This window comes from Methyloceanibacter sp., assembly GCF_050726195.1.
Lineage (GTDB): Bacteria > Pseudomonadota > Alphaproteobacteria > Rhizobiales > Methyloligellaceae > Methyloceanibacter.
The window spans coordinates 61,289-79,114 of record NZ_JBOHJC010000005.1 but is presented as its reverse complement, the minus strand read 5'-3'; the positions used below and the strand labels follow the sequence as shown (position 1 = coordinate 79,114).

The window sequence follows — 17,826 nt, the reverse complement described above, 5'->3', positions numbered from 1 at the left end:
TAGCGTCGGTAGCCTGCGGCCTCCCGCGGCGCGTTCTCCCCGAAAGTTGACCAAACGGGCCAAAGCATGCCGATGAAGCCAACGTCCGGACGTCTTGCGGGCCGATTTCGTGGTGGGGTCATGTTTCCAGGGTTGACGTTCAGGCCGGGCCAAGGCGGCGGACTGCCGTTCATGGGGCGGCGCCGGCTTTCGTCCGGCGGCTTCCGCAACCGCTTCCAACCGCCCAAGGTCTATGGCCGCATCGGCGGGCTCGAAGTGCAGCTCGCTCGCAAGAAGAGCGAGATCAGGCGCGCGCAGCGGCTCCGTTACACGGTGTTCTACGAGGAGATGTCAGCCGTGCCCGGCGCACTCGCCATGCTGTCGCGGCGCGATGAGGACGCCTACGATCCGATCTTCGACCATCTGCTTGTGATCGATCGCGGCGATCCCGCCAAGGGACGCTGGCGCCGCTCGCGAGTAGTCGGCACCTACCGCGTGCTCCGCCAGGACGTCGCCGATCTCTACGACGGGTTCTACACGCAAGGTGAATACAACATCGCGCCGCTGATCCAATCGAAGCCTGACTACAGTTTCATCGAGCTTGGCCGCTCCTGCGTGCTAAAGCCCTACCGAAACAAACGGACGCTCGAACTCCTGTGGCAGGGGGTGTGGTCCTATGTGCGGGAGCACGGTGGCGACGTGATGATCGGCTGTGCGAGCTTCCCCGGGATCGATCCCACCGAGCACGCGCTCGCGCTGAGCTTCCTCTACCACAATTCACTTGCGCCGGAGGACTGGCGAGTCCGCGCGCATGAGCACCTACGCGTCGACATGAACATGATGCCGAAAGAGGCGGTCAACATGCGCGCGGCGCTAAAGGCCTTGCCACCGCTGATCAAGGGCTATTTGCGGGTCGGCGCCTATGTCGGCGACGGCGCGGTGATCGACCATCAGTTTGGCACGGTCGATGTCTTTGTCATTATGCCCGTCGAGGCCATCAAAACGCGCTACTTCGCTCATTTCGGCGCGCCGGACGAGCTCACCTCGCCGGCCATGCCCGATTTTGCTCCGCTCAACTAGGCCCCCGAGCCGGTTTGACGGGGGCCGGGGCGCCTCCTAGATTTCCCGCCATGGGTCATTCCGACGTCAAGGGCGCGAAGCTCGTCGCCGAAGCCGCGGTCGGCTTGCGCCAGCTCAACGAACGCTCGCGCGAGATCTTCAAGCGCATCGTCGAGACTTATCTCGAAACCGGCGAACCGGTCGGTTCGCGCAATCTGAGCCGCGCCCTGCCGATGACCCTGTCGCCGGCTTCGGTGCGCAATGTCATGTCCGACCTCGAAAGCCTCGGCCTTATCTACGCGCCACACACCAGCGCCGGCCGACTGCCTACACAAACCGGCTTGCGGCTCTTCATCGACGGACTGCTCGAGATTGGCGACATCACGGAAGCGGAGCGCAGCCAGATCGAGAGCCGCATGGCGGTCGGGGGGCGGAACCGCGCCATTGAGGACTTTTTCGCCGAAGCGGGCGAGATGCTGTCGGGGCTATCACGCTGCGCCGGCGTCGTGCTGGTCGACAAGCAGAGCAAGCGGCTGCGCCAAGTCGAGTTCGTCAATCTCGGGGGAGGCAAGGCGCTTGCCGTGCTGGTTGGCGAAGACGGCGACGTGGAGAACCGCATCGTCACGATCCCCCCCGGGCTGCCGCCCACGGCGCTCAATGAGGCCACGAACTATATCAACGCGCGCATCGGCGGACTGACGCTCGCCGAGGCGCGTATCCGCATCGAGGCGGAGATCGAGGCGCACCGCGCCCAGCTCGACGAGCTGACCGCGCGCGTGGTGACCGAGGGCCTTGCCACCTGGTCGGGCGACGGCGGCGACCGTCAGAGCCTCATCGTGTGCGGACGCGCGCATCTTCTGGAAGACGTCAGGGTGATGGAGGATCTCGAGCGCGTGCGGCTCCTGTTCGAGGATCTCGACGCCAAGAAGGATCTCATCCATCTACTCGGCCTCGCCGAGCGCGCCGACGGCGTGCGCATCTTCATCGGCTCGGAGAACAAGCTGTTCTCGCTCTCCGGCTCGGCGCTGATCGTCTCGCCGTTTGCCGATACCGAACAGAAGATCGTCGGCGTGCTGGGCGTCATCGGCCCGACGCGCCTCAACTACGCGCGCATCATTCCGATGGTTGACTATACGGCAAGGTTACTCGGGCGCCTCGCCCCCTGATCCCGGCACCTTGTCCCTTGATTTTTATTCGCTCCCGGTTGATATCCCCAAGGAATCCATAGTTGAACCACTTCGCCGAGGCGACAAATGCCCGACGACAAGAGTGATCCGCGGGAGGTCAACGAGGATCAGGCGACACCTGATTCCCCCAAGGCCGAAACCAAAGCCGGGAATGACGGCGAGGTCGCCGCCGACCTCGAGGCGCTGCTCGCCGAAAATGCCGACATGCGCGACAAGCTGCTCAGGACCATGGCCGACATGGAGAACTTGCGCCGGCGCACCGAGCGCGAGAAGTCGGACACCGCGCGCTACGCCATCTCCAACTTCGCCCGCGACGTACTCACCATGGGCGACAACTTGCGGCGCGCCATCGAGCATGTGCCGGCGGAGGCCGCGTCGCAGGATCCAGCGCTCAAGAGCTTCCTCGAGGGCGTCGAACTCACCGAGCGGGAGCTGCACAATATGCTGGAGCGCCACGGCGTCACCCGCATCGAGCCGCTTGGCCAGCGTTTCGACCCGAACACGCAGCAGGCAATGTACGAGGTGGCCAGCACCGACGTGCCGGAGGGCACAGTGGTCGACGTGATGCAGGCGGGTTACATGATCGGCGACAGAGTGTTGCGTCCGGCGCTGGTCGCCGTAGCCAAAGGCGGTGCCAAGGCGGCGAAGGCGGAGCAGGGCAACGGTTTCGGTACGCCGGCTAACGACGATTTCCCCGAAGGCGGCCCCGGCGACTAGCTATTTAAGTAAATTCGGCTGGTGACCCGCCGGAGCGTGAGGTTGAAGCGGCCGCCCTCGGGCAGAAGGTTCGAGGTGCCGGGGAGGATGCGGTCAATCCCGTGAAAGGCGAGGCGATCGTCGCCGTCCAGCACGAACACGTCGCCCGACTTCAACTCGAATTTCTGCGTCGGATCTTTGCGCGACTTGCCGCCGACCCGGAAGACGCCGGTGTCGCCGAGCGACACAGAAAGCACCGGCGCGGCGAAGTCCTCCTCGTCCCTGTCTTGATGCAGCCCCATCTTGGCATCGCCCGCATAGTAATTGATGAGGCAGGCCTCCGGCGGGTGCGGGTAGCCCGAGACCCCGTCCCACAGATCGAGCAATAGCGGCGGGATCGTGGGCCACGGCCTCCCCGTCACGGGGTGGGTCGCCTGGTAGCGGTAGCCGTGCTCCTTGTCGGTGACCCAGCCGAGGGGACCGGCATTGGTCATGCGCACCGACATCGGCTTGCCGGAGCGGGGCATGGCCGGCGTGTAGAGGGGCGCTGCGGCGATGATTTCCCGGATCGCGCCGAGCAGGGCGGTTTGCGCCGCGGCGTCCAAGTGTTGCGGATAATATTGCACGCGACCTTTGCTCCGCCTCAGTCCTAGCCTACCGTCCCGCCCCTATACCTCATTGGCTGCAGAAGAGGAGCCATGGCTCAGGCGCAGACCTCAAATCCAGATGGGTACATCCACGCGCGGGACGACGAGGAATATCAGCGCCTGCGCAATCAGGCGGGCATGTGGCAGGGCGCGACCGAGGCGCTGCTCGACCGAGTAGGGCTCGGCCCTGGCATGACCTGCCTCGACGTGGGCTCAGGCCCCGGCGCAGTGATGCGGCTGATGGGCGACCGGGTGGGCCCCTCGGGCAAGGTCACCGGTCTCGAAATCGATGGCACGCTGGGCGCGCAAGCACTCGCCGATCTCAAAGCGGAGGGCGGCGCCGAGTTTGCGCTCGTCGAAGCCAACGTAATGGAAGCCGGTACCATTCCCGGCGCTCCCTTCGACCTCACCTATTGCCGTCTGTTCCTCATGCACATGCAGGAGCCGGTCATCGCGCTGGAGAAGATGCTCGGCTGGACTAAGCCCGGCGGCGTGGTGGCGGCGCAGGAGTTCGACTTCGGCGGCATCGCGGTCGAGCCGCTGTGCCCCGCCATGGGGGAGTTCAACCGTCTGTTCGAGGGCGTGTTCCGCGGCCATGGGCGCAATCTGCGGGCAGGGCGCCAGCTGCCAGCGCAATTCGAGGGAGTGGGCATCGGCGCGCCGGACGGCACGCTCGCCGACGTGAAATTCCTTCCGCTCAGTGACATGGCGGCAATGCTGATCGGCGTCTACCAAGGACTTTTCGCCTCGGCTGTCGAACTTGGCATCGCCGATCGGGCGCTTGCCGAGGCGTTCAAGACGGACATGGCCGAGGCTGCCGCCGACGGCCGCTATTACTGTCTCACTCCAACTCTGATTGGCGTCTGGAAGCGCTTGGCTTGATCGCTACGCCTAGTCCCCGCCGCCGCCGCCGCCACCACAATCGCCGCCGCCGGAGTTGGAACAGCCGGCATCGCCGCCGGTACCCGTGAATGTCGCGCCACCGGGCCACGCGTCACGATCCCGGCCATCGCCGGGTGGTCGAATCCAGATCGTGCTGGTCGCAACCCAGACCAAGGCGAACAAGGACGCCACTGCGAGAATTCCAAGGGCCGGCAGGAGCAGCGGATATTGCTCGAAGAGGGTCTCCATGATCGCCTCCATCGCGTGTGACCTGGAAGCCACTGTAGCGTCTTAATCCTCAACCATCCCTTATCCTTGCGGGTCATAGGGTTGCCACCTATATAACCGCGGAACCCTGCCGGCCTCGCCGGCGGGAGCGGCGTAGCGATGGGGACCGATGCGACGCGTGTGAGGCGCGGGCGTCACATCCGGGTGCCGTTCCAGGGCCCGGACGGTTTGCCAGAAGGAGAGGCTCGTAATGGCGAAAGTGATCGGAATCGATCTCGGCACGACCAATTCTTGTGTCGCGGTCATGGAGGGAAAAAACCCCAAAGTCATCGAGAATGCTGAGGGCATGCGCACGACGCCGTCGATGGTGGCGTTCACCGACGATGGTGAGGTCCTCGTCGGACTGCCCGCCAAACGCCAAGCCGTCACCAATCCCGAGAACACCTTATTCGCCATCAAGCGCCTGATCGGCCGCCGCTGGGACGATCCCACGGTCGCCAAGGACCAGAAACTCGTCCCCTACAAGATCGTCAAAGCCGACAACGGCGACGCCTGGGTTGAGGCCCACGGCAAGAAATACTCTCCCTCGCAGATTTCCGCCTACATCTTGCAGAAGATGAAGGAGACGGCCGAGTCCTATCTCGGCCAAAAAGTCGAGCAGGCGGTCATCACCGTTCCCGCCTACTTCAACGACGCGCAGCGCCAAGCGACCAAGGACGCCGGCAAGATCGCCGGGCTCGAGGTCCTACGCATCATCAACGAGCCGACCGCCGCCGCGCTCGCCTACGGCCTGGAAAAGAAGGAAGGCCAGACCATCGCCGTCTATGACCTAGGCGGCGGCACGTTCGACATCTCGATCCTCGAGATCGGCGACGGCGTGTTCGAGGTGAAGTCGACCAACGGCGACACGTTCCTCGGCGGCGAGGACTTCGACATGCGCATCGTCGACTATCTTGCCAGCGAGTTCAAAAAAGAGAGCGGCATCGATCTGCGCGGCGACAAGCTGGCGCTGCAGCGCCTGAAGGAGGCCGCCGAGAAGGCGAAGATCGAGCTGTCGTCGACGCAGCAGACCGAGATCAACCTGCCGTTCATCACCGCCGATGCGTCCGGGCCGAAGCACCTGACCATGAAGCTCACGCGCGCCAAGCTCGAGAGCCTGGTCGACGATTTGATCCAGAAGACCGTCGGCCCATGCCAAGCCGCGCTGAAGGACGCCGGGCTCAAGCCTGCCGAGATCAACGAGGTGATCCTCGTCGGCGGCCAGACGCGCATGCCGAAAGTGGTCGAGACGGTGAAGAACTTCTTCGGCCGCGAGCCCCACAAGGGCGTCAACCCGGATGAGGTGGTGGCCATCGGCGCCGCCATTCAGGCCGGTGTGCTGCAGGGCGACGTCAAGGACGTGCTCCTGCTCGACGTGACGCCGTTGTCTCTCGGCATCGAGACCTTGGGCGGCGTGTTCACCCGCCTCATCGACCGCAACACCACGATCCCGACCAAGAAGAGCCAGGTGTTCTCCACCGCCGAGGACAATCAGAACGCGGTCACCATCCGCGTGTTCCAGGGCGAGCGCGAGATGGCGGCAGACAACAAGCTGCTCGGCCAGTTCGACCTGGTCGGCATTCCGCCCGCCCCGCGCGGCGTGCCGCAGATTGAAGTGACCTTCGACATCGACGCCAACGGCATCGTCAACGTCTCGGCGACGGACAAGGCGACCGGCAAGGCGCAGTCGATCCGCATCCAGGCCTCGGGCGGCCTGACCGACGCCGACATCGACCGCATGGTCAAGGAAGCCGAGTCCCACGCCGAGGAGGACAAGAAGCGCCGCGAACTGGTGGAAGCCCGCAACCAGGCCGAAGCGCTCGTGCACTCGACCGAGCGGATGCTCAAGGATTTCGGCGACAAGGTCGCGGCAGGCGACAAAGCCGCGGTCGAGCAGGCCCTGGCCGAGCTCAAGACCGCCGCCGAGGGTGAGGACGTGGCGGCCATCAAGGAGAAGGTCGACGCGGTGGCGCAAGCCTCGATGAAGCTCGGCGAAGCGATGTATGCGGCGAGCCAGGCCGCCGGCGGCGACGGCGGTCCGTCGGCGTCGACCGGCGCCGGCCCCGACGAGAAGGTGGTCGATGTCGACTTCGAGGAAGTGAAGGACGACGACAGCAAGAAGTCGGCGTAATGGAAAGTGATTGGCGCGGGGTCGTCGCTTCGGTGAGGATCCCCACCGCCCAACAAGAGGCTTCTGTGCCGCCGGATACGGGACGGCGGTGTGAGGGTCCGGAGGGGTGATGGCGAAACGGTGCTACTACGACGTACTTGGAGTGCAACGCAGCGCCGGCGAGGGCGACATCAAGTCCGCGTTTCGCCGCCTCGCCAAAGAGTGCCATCCCGACCGCTGTAACGGCGACCCCGACGCCGAGAAGCGGTTCAAGGAAGTCAACGAAGCCTACGAAGCCTTGAAGGACCCGCAGCGCCGGGCGGCCTATGACCGCTTCGGCCACGCGGCATTCGACGGCGGCCTCGGCGGCCATGGCCCGCACGGCTTCGGCGCCGATTTCTCGGCGTCCATGTCGGCCATGTTCGACGACCTGTTCGGCGAGTTCATGGGCCAGCGCCGGCCGCGTCAGCGCTCTGCGCGCGAGCGCGGTGCCGACCTCCGCTACAACATGGAGATCACCCTGGCGGAAGCCTATGAGGGCAAGACGGCACAGATCCGCGTACCGACATCTGTCACCTGCGAGGCTTGCTCAGGCTCCGGGGCCAAAGCCGGCACCACGCCGACCCCATGCCGCACCTGCGGCGGCGCTGGCAAGGTGCGGGCGAGTCAAGGCTTCTTCACCATCGAGCGGACCTGTCCGACCTGCCAAGGGCGGGGCGAGACCATCGAGACGCCATGTCCGTCGTGCAACGGCGCGGGCCGAGTCACGCGCGAGCGCACACTGTCCGTTACTATCCCCGTCGGCGTCGAGGACGGCACGCGCATCAGGCTCGCCGGCGAGGGCGAGGCGGGGTTGCGCGGCGGTCCACCAGGCGACCTCTATATCTTCCTGTCGATCAAGCCGCATGAATTCTTCCAGCGCGACGGCGCCGATCTGTTCTGCCGCGTGCCGATATCCATGACCACGGCGGCACTCGGCGGCCAGATCGACGTGCCGACCATCGACGGCGGCAGGAGCCGGGTCAAGGTCCCGGAAGGGACCGAGAGCGGCAAGCAGTTCCGCCTCAAGGCCAAGGGCATGCCGGTGCTGCGCTCCAAGCAGCAGGGCGATCTCTACATCCAGGTGGAGGTCGAGACGCCGAAGAATCTCTCGCGCAAACAGCGCGATCTCCTGAAGGCGTTCGAGGAGGCCTCGAACCCCGACACCAGCCCGGCGTCGGCCGGGTTCTTCGCCCGCGTGAAGGAATTCTTCGAGGGTATCGGCGAGTAGCGGCTACCCATCGCCTCCGCCTTTGACGTAGATTGCGGGCGAGACTTTCCCCGCGCGCCAGTTCGCCGTCAGTCATGCGCGCCAGCAAGCGAGACAGCGATGGCCGGCGAGCCTGCCTTGCGCGATCCCAAGAGAGTGGCGAAGAAGGACTCCGTACCCTTCGATGCCGCGCGGGCGGCTAAGGTCGCGGCCGCGGCGATCGCCGTCCTCGCCGTTGCCGTCGGCCTGTGGTACGCGCGCACGGCGATCCTCCTCACCTTCGCTGGCATACTGCTCGCCATCGTGCTCTACGGCGCGAGCCGCGCGCTTGCCGAGCTAACCGGCCTGCCGCGCCTCTTGATGCTCGCCATCGTCGCGGTCGGCCTTGCCGGGGGTCTGGCCTTCGCGCTGTGGACCGCGGGACCGACACTGACGCAGCAGATCGCGCTGCTCGCCCAGAGCATCGCCGCCGGCGCCACGTCGCTCACGGCCACCGTCGCCAGCTTCGTCGACCGGTCGGCGTTGCTCGAAAATGTCGACTTGATCCAGCTTCTCGGCAACTTCATGAGCCAATGGGGCATCGCCACCGGCGCTACTTCCGTCGCCCTGTCGATCTTCGGCCTGTTCAGCGCCGGGCTGATCGTGCTGTTCTTCGGCGTCTACCTCGCCGCCGACCCCCATACCTATGTCCATCTGGTGGCGCGGCTCGCGCCGGCCGAACGCCGCGACGAGGTGCTGCGGATGATGTTCGAAACCGGCGACCTTCTGCGGCGCTGGCTGATCGGGCAGTCGATCACCATGTCGGTGATCGGCGCGTTCACCTATGTCGGCCTCCTGATCCTCGGCGTGCCGATCGCCTTCGTGCTGGCGCTGTTCGCAGGCCTCGCTTGTTTCCTGCCGTATCTCGGCCCGATCATCGGCGCGATCCCCATCGTGCTGGTCGCCGGCGGCGAAAGCTTCAACCTCGCGCTGTGGGCGCTCGGGCTTTACTGCTGCGTCCAGTTCCTTGAGAGCTATCTGCTCACGCCGCTGATCCAGGCGCGCGCGGTGTCGATGCCGCCGGCCGTGGTGATCTTGAACCAGCTCGTGTTCGGCGCCGTGTTCGGGCTGCTCGGGCTCGCGCTGGCCACGCCGCTCGCCGCCGCGGCGACCGTGCCGCTGCGCCATGCGTTCGCGATTGGCGAGGATGGCGCCGACAAAAAGAGTTCGAGCACTTAGAGGAAGGAGCGAATGCGCCTATTGTTCTTCGCCGGAAGCGCGCGGGAAGGCTCCCACAACAAGAAGCTCGCGCGGCTCGGACAACGCATTGCCGAGGCGAACGGCATCGAGGCGGTGTTTATCGATCTCGCCGACTACGAGATGCCGATCTATCACGGCGACCTCGAAGCAGAGCACGGGCCGCCGAAGCGGGCGCGCGCCTTCAAGGCGCTGCTGCAAGAATACGATGGCGTGTTCATCGCCACGCCCGAGTACAACGCCTCGGTTCCCGCGCTGCTCAAGAACACGCTCGATTGGGTAACACGCGTACGCGAGAAGGGCGAAACGGGGCTCGAAGTGTTCAAGTCGCGGGTGTTCGCGGTCTCCGGCGCGTCGCCCGGCTATTACGGCGGCATGCGAAGCCTGCTCACTTTGAGGCAGATCCTCGAAGTGGGCATGGGCGCCGCGGTCATCCCGCAACAGATCGCGCTGCCGCGGGCGGCGCATGCGTTTGACGAGGACGGCAGCCTCAAGGACGAGGCGCAGCAGACCCTCCTCAAGAGCGTGGTCGAGGCCCTCGCCGTGGCCGCCAAGCGGTTCGCCGCATGAAGCCCAAAGACCGCATCATCGTCGCGCTCGACGTGGCGCATGTGGACGAGGCGCGGGCGCTTATCGCCCAGCTCGGCGACAGCGTCGGCGTCTACAAGATCGGGCTCGAGCTCCTGTTTGCGGGCGGCCTGACGCTGGCGCACGAGCTTGTCGGGGATGGCCGCCGCGTGTTCCTGGATGCCAAGCTGCTCGACATCGAAGCGACGGTCGAGCGGGCGACCGCGGCGATCGCGCGGACCGGCGCCACATTCCTCACGGTGCATGCCACGGACCGCAAGACGCTCGACGCGGCGGTGCGCGGCCGGGGCGACAGCAAACTCAAGCTGCTCGGCGTGACGGTGCTCACCAATCTCGACCGGGCCGACCTATCGCAACAGGGCATCGAGATGCCACCGCTCGCGTTGGTTCAGGAGCGTGCGCGGCTCGCGCAAGACGCAGGCCTTGACGGAATCGTCGCTTCGGGCAAGGAGGCGGCGGCCCTGCGCGAGCGCCTGCGCAACTTTCTGATCGTCACGCCGGGCATTCGTCTCGAGGGGGCGGACACACACGACCAGACGCGGGTGGTGACGCCAAAGATCGCCATCGTGGCGGGGGCCGACTATGTCGTGATCGGCCGGCCTATCACCCGCGCCGACGATCCGCGCGCGGCGGCGGAAGCTATCGCTGCAGAGATTGCCGGCGCTATGCGCTGAGCTTGGCGAGGCGTTCGGAGATCAGGCGGGTAAGCGCGGTTGGATCGCCAGCAATCGCGACCTGCTTCAGGCGCGCCTTGCCGCCGTGCGCCACTTTGACTGACGTTGCCGGCACACCCAGCCACTTGGCGATGAGCTTCTCGAGCGCGGCATTGGCGCGGCCGTCCTCGGGCAGCGCGCGCACGCGCGCTTTTAGCACCGCCTCGCCGCCGAAGTCCTCGACACCCACGACCTCGTCGCGGGCGGCTTTCGGCGTGAGCCGCACCGGCAGCATCACGCCCGTGGCGGTCCTGCGAACGTTTAGGCTTGGGCCGGTGACGTTCACCGCCGGAACTAGGCGACGGCCGGCAAGATCCAGCCGAGCAGCACCACATCGCGGATGAACAGGAGAAACAGGATCAGGATCACCGGCGAGATGTCGATGCCGCCGAGATTGGGCAGGATGCTGCGGATCGGCCGAAGCGCGGGCTCCGTCACCCGGTAGAGCATGTCGGCGAGGGTATAGACGAAGCGATTGCTGGTGTTCACCACGTTGAAGGCGATCAGCCAGCTCAGGATCGCGCTCGCGATGACCACCCAGATATAGAGGTCGATGACGAGCACGATGAAACCGATCAATGGCACCATGAAACGACCCCTCCCGGCGCGGCCTGGCGATCATGTAGCGGAGAGGCGGCGGCGAGGGCAAGCCGTCAGGTTTCAGATGTCAGAAGTCAGAAATCAGGAAGTAGGGCGGAAATCGGGCACCGCGGTCTACCCCTTGAAATCTGATATCTGATGTCTGATACCTGGCACCCTGATGGGGCCGTAGCTCAGTTGGGAGAGCGCAGCAATCGCACTGCTGAGGTCAGGGGTTCGATTCCCCTCGGCTCCACCATTACCTTGGAAATCGATCGTTCAGATCCCCGTTCCGGCCCGGACCCCGGTTCGATGCCCTGCAAGCGGCACGATGTTGGACTAAAATCGCCGTCATGCCAGACGACGAAACAGATCGCTTCATTCAAGGCGTCGCGGACCTGATAGCCGAGGATGAAGTCGCCGAGCTGCTATCCGTCACGGTTCGCGGCAACAGCATCACCGTGACGAAGATCGAAACGGAAATGTGGGTGAGGTACGAGAAGCGGCCCGACAATCCCCACTTGATCGTCACAGACATTTGGGCAGAGCCAAGCCCCACGGCACCGGACGCGACCAAGTTCAGGGACCAAGCTTTCCACCTGGCCGTTGCGAAGGCGAAAGAGCTTGGCTGGCTCGGCTAATGACACGCTCCAGGAGGGCGGCATCAGGCCTTTGAGGTCGGGCGCCGGCTCGCATCTTCGGGCTTCTTGAGCGGCTTGGGCTGCTGAAGGTTGCCGTCGGCGTCGCGTACGCGGAAGAACCAGCCGATGGCGGGGATCAGCATGATGCCCGGCACGAAGCGCACGACGAAGGCGATGAGCCGGTTGAGCCAGCCCTCGATGATCACCCAGTTGCCGCGCATGAAGCGGCGGTAGGCGGCCTCGGCCATCTGTTCCGGGGTCATCAACGGCAGGTAGACGACATAGCGCGAGTGCTCGGCGCCGGCCTTGGCGTGCAAGTCGGTGGCGATGGGACCGGGCGTCACCACGCAGATGCGCACGCCGCTGCCATAGACCTCCCAGGCAAGCGCCCGGCTCCAGGCGATCATGAGCCCCTTGGTCGCGGCATATGTCGCCTGATAGGGCACCGGCATGAAGCCTTCCAGCGAGGCGACGTTGAGCACGCCGCCGCGGCCGCGCGCCAGCATGTCGGGGAGAAACCGGCGGGTCAGATCGACCGCGGCGCGCACGTTGAGATCGACCAGCTTGAGCAGGGTTTCCCGGTCCTGATCCTGGAAAAAGCCCGCCCTCATGATCGCGGCGTTGTTGACCAGTGACTCGCAGTAGAGACCGTTGCGGCGGAGCGCGTCCTCGACGCGATCGCAGCTCTCGGCCGTGGAAAGATCGCAGGCGACGTGGTGGACCTTGACGTGATGTGCGGCCGAGACCTCACGGCCGGTCTTGGCGAGCTTCGCCTCGTCACGGGCGACGAGAAGGAGCGTGTGCCCGCCCTTGGCGAATTCATCGGCGAGCGCCCGGCCGATGCCTTGCGTGGCACCGGTGATGACGGCGGCGGGAGCAAGCGGCCCTTGCCTCTCATCGCTCTCGTTCATGTCCATCCAATGCCACTTTCCGGGTGCCCAATGTCCCTAGGAAGCCGCGGCGGCAAGCAATCACCTAACACGCGATCATGCAAGCGGGTGCGGTTGTTGACACCGGTAACCGTCCGAGCGTCGAGGGTTGGGGATGCACAGGGCGGCGCGCTAGAGTGGCGTCGCTCTGAGGGAGGAGCTTTTTTGTTAGTATCTAGAGAGACTTACACCATGCGTCTAGTCGACTTTCGGTATCTTGTCCTGGCCGCGGCGCTGGGTTTCGCCATCGCCACCACCGCGGAGAGCGCCGAGCCCAGCCTTGGCGCGGCGGTCAAGCAACTGGACCGAAAATATCTCGACGTTCCAGAGATCGCGACCGAGGACGACTCGCCCAAGATCGTGGTCGGGGGCTACGAGGAGGGTGTGGAGCCAACCGAGCAGGAAATCTCCCTTGGACCCGTGCGGGTGACCCTCACCTATATCGATGAGGAGCCGCCCGAGGAGGCAGAGGAAACGCCTGCCGACGATATGCCTGACGAGGCGGGAGAGGCGCCAGCGGCGGAGTCCGCCACCGAGGACGAGCCGGCGCCCGCGCTGGAAGACATTCCCGAGGAAGCCATCCTGCCTGGCGAGATCGGTGTGGGCGAGACCGTGTGGCGGGCGCCGGTGGTGACGGTCTATCTCGAAAGCGGCACAGAGCCGGACATGGGCGATGCGTCCGGGACCGGGGTCACCGGCGGGGAGGTGAACGCCACGAACGAAGCCGCGGCAGACGGCGCCTCGCCCGCCGGTCCGCGCGTCGTGGCCAAGCTTCAAGGCGAAAGCGCGGGCTTCGCCGATCCGCCAGTCAGCGTGCAGATCGCCGAACTCGATCCCAACAATCCCTACCCAGAGGTGGTGGTGTCGTTCTACACCGGCGGCGCGCATTGCTGCTCCGTGACGAGCGTCATCACCAGCAACGCCGAGGGTTCGGAATGGACGACGGTCGACGTCGGCGAGTTCGACGGCGGCCCCATGCTCGCGGTCGATCTCGATGGTGACGGCACTTACGAGTTTGAGACCCGCGACAACGCGTTTCTCTACGCCTTCGCCTGCTATGCCTGCTCGGAGGCGCCGCTCCAGGTGCTGGCGCTGAAGGGCGACAAGATCGAGGACATGAGCGGCGATGCGCGCTTCAAGACGGCGCACGCCGCATGGCTCAAGACCATGATCGTCGGCGTGCCGGAGGAGGAGGTGAACGGATTCCTCGCCGGCTACGTGGCGCAGAAGATCAGGCTCGGCGAAGGCAAGGACGCCTGGGACCTGATGCTCAAATACTACGACCGCAATACCGATTGGGGGCTCGAGGCCTGCGACCAGGACCTCGATGAGCGCGGCGAGTGTCCCGGAGAGATGACGAAAGTCACGTTTCCGGAGGCGCTCGAACTTATGCTTAAGGAAAATGGTTATATGCTAGAAAATTGAGCCCGTTGGCCCCGTTTTCCGCCGGAACTTGGGGATGCCGGGCGTTGTTGAACTAGCCCGGCCGCGGGCGCGCGGCCGGCGCATTGACGTGTGTTTCCAAGGAGTAAGGCGCAATGGCACCCCGCGCTTTCTGGACCGGTCACCTCCGTCTGTCGCTCGTCAACATCCCGGTCAGGCTCTACCCCGCCACCACCGCGGAACGGGCCATTGCCTTCCACCAGATTCACGAACCGTCCGGCAAGCGCATCCGCTACCAGAAGATCGCGCCAGGCGTCGGCCCGGTGGAGAACGAGGAGATCACCAAGGGCTACGAGTATGAGAAGGGCAAATACGTCCTGATCGACCCCAAGGAAATCGACGAGCTCAAGCTCGAATCGAAGCAGACCATCGATCTCGCGCGCTTCGTCGACGAGGACGCCATCGACGACCGCTACTTCCAGACGCCCTATTACCTGATGCCCGACGGCGACATGGCGGATGAGGGCTACGTCCTGCTCCATCGGGCGCTGAAAGAGACGAAGAAGATCGGGGTCGGCCAGTTCATCCTGCGCGGCCATGGCAATATCGTCGCCATCAAGCCGTTCGAGAAGGGTCTGTTGCTCGAAGTGCTGCGCCACGCCAACGAGATCCGCGCGGCCGACGCGCTGTTCGACGACATCCCCGAGGTCAAAGTCGACAAGGAAGCGCTCGATCTTGCCAAGGAGCTGGTGAAGCGGAAGGCGGGGAAATTTGAACCGAAGCAGTTCAAGGACGAGTATTCCGAAGCGGTGTGGGAGCTGATCCAGGCGAAGCTGGAGCACCGCAAGCCTGAGATCGTCACCGAGGAGCCGGGCGGCGCCAAGGTCATCAACATCATGGACGCGCTGAAGAAGAGCGTGCAGCAGGGCAAGAGCGGGGGCGCGGCCAAATCCGGCGGCAAGAAGGCCGCCGCGGCGCGCGGCAGCAAGAAGACGGCGCGGACGCCGAAGCGGAAATCGGCCTAAAGACATGGCGCGCACGCGGGATGCGGACCTGCTCGCCACCTACAAGGCGAAGCGGGACTTCGCCAAGACGCCGGAGCCGGGGCCAAAACGCGCGCGAAAGAAGGGCAACAGCTTCGTCATCCAGAAGCACGCGGCGCGCCGCACGCATTTCGATTTCAGGCTCGAGCATGACGGCGTCCTGAAGAGCTGGGCCGTGACCAGGGGCCCGAGTCTCGATCCTTCCCAGAAGCGGCTTGCGGTCAGGACCGAGGACCACCCGCTCGAATATGGCGGCTTCGAGGGCGTCATCCCCAAGGGCGAGTATGGCGGCGGCCCGGTGATGATTTGGGACGAGGGGACGTGGGAGCCGATCGGCGATCCCGACGAGGGCCTTGCTAAGGGAGATTTCAAGTTCCGCCTCAACGGCAAGCGGCTCAAGGGCGACTACGTGCTCGTGCGCATGAAGAAGGACCGCACGGGCGGAAAGCGCGAGAACTGGCTCCTCATCAAGAAGCGCGATGCATATGCCGGCGACGGCAACGAGCCTACGGAGAAATACGATACGAGCGTGAAAACCGGCCGGACCATGGCCGAGATCGAGACCGGCGAAGATTCGGCCGTGTGGTCGTCCAACAAGGCTCAAAAAAAAACTCCGACGCGAGCCAAGCGCGCGGCAACGGCAAAGACCAAGCCGAAGGCAAAGCCCAAGCCAAAGCCAAAACGCCGCGCAAAGTCGTAACGCCTCCTTTCGTCGAACCCGAGCTTGCAACCCTCGACACGGAGGTGCCTGCGGGCGCGAACTGGCTGCACGAGCTGAAATACGACGGCTACCGCATCGAGGCGCGAAAGGCGGCCAACGACGTCACCCTGTTCAGCCGCAGCGGGCTCGATTGGACGGTGCGCTTCCCGGCGATCGCCAAGGCGATTGTGACATTGCCGTGCGAGAGCGCGCTGATCGACGGCGAGGCAGCTTACGTGCTGCCGTCCGGCGTCACCGACTTCAAGTCGCTGCAAGAGCATATCGACTCCGCCGATCCCGCCATCCGCTATTTCGCCTTCGATCTTCTGTTCCTCGACGGCAAGGACCTCCGAAAAAAGCCGCTGATCGAGCGCAAGGAGCGCCTGCGCAAGCTCATGGCGGCGAAGGGCGTCTCTGACTTCCTCATCTATTCGGACCATGTCCTGGGATCGGGACAGGCATTCTACGACGAGGCTTCGGCCGCAGGTCTCGAAGGCATCATGTCGAAGCGCGCCGACACGCCCTACCGCTCGGGCCGCGGCAAGGACTGGCTCAAGATCAAATGCAAGAAGGCGCAAGAGTTCGTCATCGGCGGCTACGCCAAGTCGGACGTGCGCGGCAAGCCGTTCTCATCGCTCCTGCTCGGCACGTTCGATGGTGCCAAGCTGATCTACGCCGGCAAGGTCGGCACCGGTTTCAACGCCGAGAGCTTTTCGAGCCTCGCGAAAAGGTTCAAGCCGCTCGAGCGAAAGTCGTCGCCATTCGAGGAGGTGCCCCAGGCGGAACACAAGGACGCGGTGTGGCTCGAGCCGAGACTGGTCTGCACCGTCAACTACGCGGAGTGGACGCGCGACGGGCGGCTCAGGCACCCGAGCTTCCAGGGGTTGCGCGAAGACAAGCCGGCGCGCGAGGTGCGCCGCGAGGGTGAAGAGGATGAGGAGGCCGGCATGGCCAGAACTGCCACCACCAAGACGGCGAAGACGAGCGACGTCTCCTTCGGCAAGATCACGCTGTCGAGCCCCGACAAGGTCTATTACCCCGATATCGATCTGACCAAGCTCGGCGTCGCTCGCTATTACGACGACGTTGCATCTCCTCTTTTACGCTACGTCGCCAAGAGGCCGATCAGCCTCGTGCGCTGCCCGGAGGGGATCGACGGCGAGCGCTTCTTCCAACGCCACGCCATGAAAGGCATGAGCAAGGCGATCAAGCAGGTGCCGATTCCGGGGGGCGAGAGCAAGAAGCCTTATCTCTATATCGAGAACGAGGAGGGCCTGCTCGGGCTCGTGCAGATCGGCACGCTCGAAATTCACGACTGGGGCGTGTCGGTCAAGAATGTCAGCAAGCCGGACCGGCTGGTGTTCGATCTCGATCCCGACGAGGATCTCGACGTCGCTATACTGAAAGCGGCGGCGCAAGAGGTGCGCGAGTTCCTGACCGATCTCGGCCTCAAGAGTTTCCTCAAGGCGACCGGCGGCAAGGGGCTACACGTCGTGGCGCCGCTCACCCCGAAGGAGGGTTGGGACGTGGTCAAGCCGTTCGCCAAGGCGGTGGCCGACGCGCTCGTCGCCGCTCGCCCTGACCGCTACACGGCGAACCCTCTGAAGCGCACGCGGGTCGGCAAGATCTTCGTCGACTATTTGCGCAATCAGCGCGGCGGCTCGTCGATCTGCAACTACTCGACCCGCGCCAAGCCGGGCGCGCCGGTGGCGACGCCGCTCCGCTGGGACGAGCTGAAATCGCTGAAAAGCGGCGCGCCGTACGACGTGAAAACGCTCCCTGCCCGCCTCAAGCGGCTGAAGACCGACCCGTGGGACGGGTTTTTCACCACGCGCCAATCGCTTACGGTCAAGGCGAAGAAGGCGCTCGGCCTCGGCTAGCACAATCGAATGTCGGTTCTGTCTCCTCCGCCTTGTCCATGACACGGCGACCGGCGAA

General features: G+C 64.9%; 19 protein-coding genes and 1 other RNA gene. 15 read left to right on the top strand and 5 right to left on the bottom strand.

All coding sequences use genetic code 11. The features are described 5' to 3' along the window. Positions 1 to 120 precede the first annotated feature (120 nt). The 3 genes from ACRECX_RS05025 to grpE all read left to right on the top strand — a co-directional run bounded on the left by ACRECX_RS05025 (position 121) and on the right by grpE (position 2,942). On the top strand, positions 121 to 1,059 hold the full coding sequence (locus ACRECX_RS05025; protein WP_431557720.1) for a GNAT family N-acetyltransferase: 939 nt from the start codon (positions 121 to 123) through the stop codon (positions 1,057 to 1,059). A 50-nt stretch (positions 1,060 to 1,109) separates the two neighbouring features. Beyond that, positions 1,110 to 2,204 carry a heat-inducible transcriptional repressor HrcA gene (gene hrcA / locus ACRECX_RS05020; protein ID WP_431557719.1) on the top strand — a complete coding sequence of 365 codons (1,095 nt, stop codon included), beginning with the start codon at positions 1,110 to 1,112 and terminating at the stop codon, positions 2,202 to 2,204. Between the two features lie 87 nt (positions 2,205 to 2,291). Further along, positions 2,292 to 2,942, top strand: a complete 651-nt coding sequence (gene grpE, locus ACRECX_RS05015; RefSeq protein ID WP_431557718.1) for a nucleotide exchange factor GrpE — start codon at positions 2,292 to 2,294, stop codon at positions 2,940 to 2,942. On the opposite strand, the gene ACRECX_RS05010 is transcribed toward grpE, so the two are convergent. Then, positions 2,939 to 3,547 carry an alpha-ketoglutarate-dependent dioxygenase AlkB family protein gene (locus tag ACRECX_RS05010; RefSeq protein ID WP_431557717.1) on the bottom strand — a complete coding sequence of 203 codons (609 nt, stop codon included), beginning with the start codon at positions 3,545 to 3,547 and terminating at the stop codon, positions 2,939 to 2,941. The genes grpE and ACRECX_RS05010 overlap by 4 nt on opposite strands. A gap of 72 nt (positions 3,548 to 3,619) precedes the next feature. On the opposite strand from ACRECX_RS05010, the gene ACRECX_RS05005 reads away from it, so the two are divergent. Further along, a complete protein-coding gene (locus ACRECX_RS05005) occupies positions 3,620 to 4,450 on the top strand; it encodes a methyltransferase domain-containing protein (RefSeq protein ID WP_431557716.1) in 831 nt (276 codons plus the stop codon). Between the two features lie 9 nt (positions 4,451 to 4,459). On the opposite strand, the gene ACRECX_RS05000 is transcribed toward ACRECX_RS05005, so the two are convergent. Then, complete coding sequence (locus tag ACRECX_RS05000; RefSeq protein WP_431557715.1) at positions 4,460 to 4,699, bottom strand: hypothetical protein; 240 nt, start codon at positions 4,697 to 4,699, stop codon at positions 4,460 to 4,462. A 229-nt stretch (positions 4,700 to 4,928) separates the two neighbouring features. Here ACRECX_RS05000 and dnaK point away from each other — a divergent pair, with 229 nt between their 5' ends. From dnaK to pyrF, 5 genes are all read left to right on the top strand, one after another. Further along, a complete protein-coding gene (dnaK, locus tag ACRECX_RS04995; protein WP_431557714.1) occupies positions 4,929 to 6,848 on the top strand; it encodes a molecular chaperone DnaK in 1,920 nt (639 codons plus the stop codon). Between the two features lie 109 nt (positions 6,849 to 6,957). Beyond that, positions 6,958 to 8,097, top strand: a complete 1,140-nt coding sequence (gene dnaJ, locus ACRECX_RS04990; protein ID WP_431557713.1) for a molecular chaperone DnaJ — start codon at positions 6,958 to 6,960, stop codon at positions 8,095 to 8,097. 99 nt (positions 8,098 to 8,196) lie between these two features. After that, positions 8,197 to 9,294 (top strand): AI-2E family transporter, encoded by a 1,098-nt coding sequence (locus ACRECX_RS04985; protein WP_431557712.1) that lies wholly within the window; start codon positions 8,197 to 8,199, stop codon positions 9,292 to 9,294. Positions 9,295 to 9,306: 12 nt separating this feature from the next. Continuing rightward, the gene (locus tag ACRECX_RS04980) at positions 9,307 to 9,882 is read left to right on the top strand and encodes an NADPH-dependent FMN reductase (protein ID WP_431557711.1); all 576 of its coding nucleotides are present in this window, start codon (positions 9,307 to 9,309) and stop codon (positions 9,880 to 9,882) included. Next, on the top strand, positions 9,879 to 10,574 hold the full coding sequence (gene pyrF / locus ACRECX_RS04975; RefSeq protein ID WP_431557710.1) for an orotidine-5'-phosphate decarboxylase: 696 nt from the start codon (positions 9,879 to 9,881) through the stop codon (positions 10,572 to 10,574). The genes ACRECX_RS04980 and pyrF overlap by 4 nt, the downstream gene beginning before the upstream one ends. Here the strand turns inward: pyrF and ACRECX_RS04970 are convergent. Both ACRECX_RS04970 and ACRECX_RS04965 read right to left on the bottom strand, forming a co-directional pair. Further along, positions 10,564 to 10,848: a DUF167 family protein gene (locus tag ACRECX_RS04970; RefSeq protein WP_431557829.1), complete on the bottom strand. Its 285-nt coding sequence runs from the start codon at positions 10,846 to 10,848 to the stop codon at positions 10,564 to 10,566. The two genes, pyrF and ACRECX_RS04970, sit on opposite strands and share 11 nt — an antisense overlap. Before the next feature lie 59 nt (positions 10,849 to 10,907). After that, positions 10,908 to 11,201, bottom strand: coding sequence for a YggT family protein (locus tag ACRECX_RS04965; protein ID WP_431557709.1), 294 nt, complete (start codon positions 11,199 to 11,201; stop codon positions 10,908 to 10,910). A gap of 174 nt (positions 11,202 to 11,375) precedes the next feature. On the opposite strand from ACRECX_RS04965, the gene ssrA reads away from it, so the two are divergent. Then, positions 11,376 to 11,451, top strand: a transfer-messenger RNA (tmRNA) gene (gene ssrA / locus ACRECX_RS04960). Between the two features lie 94 nt (positions 11,452 to 11,545). Then, positions 11,546 to 11,833 (top strand): hypothetical protein, encoded by a 288-nt coding sequence (locus tag ACRECX_RS04955; RefSeq protein ID WP_431557708.1) that lies wholly within the window; start codon positions 11,546 to 11,548, stop codon positions 11,831 to 11,833. A gap of 23 nt (positions 11,834 to 11,856) precedes the next feature. Here ACRECX_RS04955 and ACRECX_RS04950 read toward each other — a convergent pair whose 3' ends face one another. Beyond that, positions 11,857 to 12,744 (bottom strand): SDR family NAD(P)-dependent oxidoreductase, encoded by an 888-nt coding sequence (locus ACRECX_RS04950; protein WP_431557707.1) that lies wholly within the window; start codon positions 12,742 to 12,744, stop codon positions 11,857 to 11,859. A 210-nt stretch (positions 12,745 to 12,954) separates the two neighbouring features. On the opposite strand from ACRECX_RS04950, the gene ACRECX_RS04945 reads away from it, so the two are divergent. The 4 genes from ACRECX_RS04945 to ligD all read left to right on the top strand — a co-directional run bounded on the left by ACRECX_RS04945 (position 12,955) and on the right by ligD (position 17,768). Further along, positions 12,955 to 14,187: a hypothetical protein gene (locus ACRECX_RS04945; RefSeq protein ID WP_431557706.1), complete on the top strand. Its 1,233-nt coding sequence runs from the start codon at positions 12,955 to 12,957 to the stop codon at positions 14,185 to 14,187. A 113-nt stretch (positions 14,188 to 14,300) separates the two neighbouring features. Beyond that, on the top strand, positions 14,301 to 15,170 hold the full coding sequence (locus ACRECX_RS04940) for a Ku protein (RefSeq protein ID WP_431557705.1): 870 nt from the start codon (positions 14,301 to 14,303) through the stop codon (positions 15,168 to 15,170). Positions 15,171 to 15,174: 4 nt separating this feature from the next. Continuing rightward, positions 15,175 to 15,888, top strand: coding sequence for a DNA polymerase ligase N-terminal domain-containing protein (locus ACRECX_RS04935; protein WP_431557704.1), 714 nt, complete (start codon positions 15,175 to 15,177; stop codon positions 15,886 to 15,888). After that, a complete protein-coding gene (gene ligD, locus ACRECX_RS04930; protein WP_431557703.1) occupies positions 15,771 to 17,768 on the top strand; it encodes a DNA ligase D in 1,998 nt (665 codons plus the stop codon). The genes ACRECX_RS04935 and ligD overlap by 118 nt, the downstream gene beginning before the upstream one ends. Positions 17,769 to 17,826 lie beyond the last annotated feature (58 nt).